The following is a 1,474-nucleotide window of genomic DNA, read 5'->3' on the forward strand; positions in this document are numbered from 1 at the left end:
GCACGGAGCGGTTCTCATCCAGTACTAAACACACCGCCCGGCGCTTGAGCGCCGGGTCGATCGGTCGATATCCCATGATTCACCTCGGTAGGGATTTTGCTCCTACATGGGTGTCCAGGAAAATTAGACCACCGCACATCGGCTCCTACCAAGCAGGTTGCGTCAGATCAGTGATCGGCCTTGTAACGACCCATGCCAGCGACGATCTCCGCCTTGGCTTCTTCCGCGCCGACCCAGCCGTCGATCTTGACCCACTTGCCCTTCTCGAGATCCTTGTAGTGCTCGAAGAAGTGACCGATGCGCTCCAGCCAGTGACCGGACACCTGGCCGATATCCTTGATGTGCGCGTAGCCGGCAAACACCTTGTCCACCGGAACCACGACGAGCTTCTCGTCGGCACCGGCTTCGTCGGTCATCTTCAGCATGCCGACCGGATGGCAACGGATCACCGAGCCCGGTACCAGCGACAGCGGCAGGATCACCAGCGCGTCGAGCGGGTCGCCGTCGCCACCCAGGGTGCCCGGCACGTAGCCGTAGTTGCACGGGTAGCGCATCGGGGTCGACAGGATGCGGTCGACGAAGATCGCGCCGCTTTCCTTGTCCACTTCGTACTTGACGGGCTCGGCATCCTTGGGGATTTCGATGATGACGTTGATTTCGTCCGGCACATTCTTGCCGGCGGGAACGAGGTGCAGGCCCATGGGATTCCTTGGTGATTCGAGGGGTTAAGGCGGCCGAATAGGATAACGCCCGGCCATGGCCCCGGCAAAGTGCCTGTTTTTTGTGTGGGAGCCGGCTATGCCGGCGGTGGACTCACCCGCTAAACCGCTTCGTTGGCTTTTCGCCGCTGAAGCGGTTCCCACGGGATGTGCTTACTTCAGGTGTTCCCAGAGGTACGTATAGGCCAGGGCGCTCATGAACGCCGACTGCTTGTTGTCCGCTGCGGCACCATGTCCACCTTCGAGGTTCTCGTAGAGGCTGGCGTCGAAGCCCATGGCCTGCATGCGCGCGGCCATCTTGCGGGCGTGTACCGGCCCCACACGGTCGTCGCGCGTGGAGGTCGTGAACAGCACGGGCGGATACTTCGTACCCTTATGCAGGTTCTGGTACGGCGAGAAGGTCTGGATGTACTTCCATTCCTCCGGTTTGTCCGGATCACCGTATTCCGCCATCCACGAGGCACCGGCGGACATGTGCGTGTAGCGCTTCATGTCGAGCAGGGCCACCTGGCTGACCACCGCGCCGTACAGCTGCGGATACTGGGTCAGCATGTTGCCGGCGAGCAGTCCGCCGTTGCTGCCGCCCATCATGCCCATGTGCTTCGGGTTGGTGATCTTGCGGTCGATCAGGTCCTGCGAGACAGCCGCGAAGTCCTCGTAAGCGCGAGGACGATTGGCTTTCAACGCCGCCTGGTGCCAGCGGGGACCGTATTCGCCGCCGCCGCGGATATTGGCGATGACGTAAACGCCACCCT

The 1,474-nt window shown here is 61.9% G+C and carries 2 protein-coding genes; both read right to left on the bottom strand.

Annotated elements, in window-relative coordinates; translation table 11 throughout:
- Positions 1-167: 167 nt before the first annotated feature.
- Complete coding sequence (gene ppa / locus AC1DSN_RS22530) at positions 168-701, bottom strand: inorganic diphosphatase (protein ID WP_063572247.1); 534 nt, start codon at positions 699-701, stop codon at positions 168-170.
- A gap of 171 nt (positions 702-872) precedes the next feature.
- On the bottom strand, positions 873-1,474 hold a 602-nt coding region (locus AC1DSN_RS22535), incomplete at its 5' end, for a prolyl oligopeptidase family serine peptidase (RefSeq protein WP_477333046.1).

The sequence above is a fragment of the Luteibacter sp. P4_D7_3 genome (genome assembly GCF_056401735.1).

Excerpts from the sequence above, each read along its gene's own strand:
- ppa (WP_063572247.1), bottom strand. The coding sequence starts at position 701 with ATGGGCCTGCACCTCGTTCCCGCCGGCAAGAATGTGCCGGACGAAATC.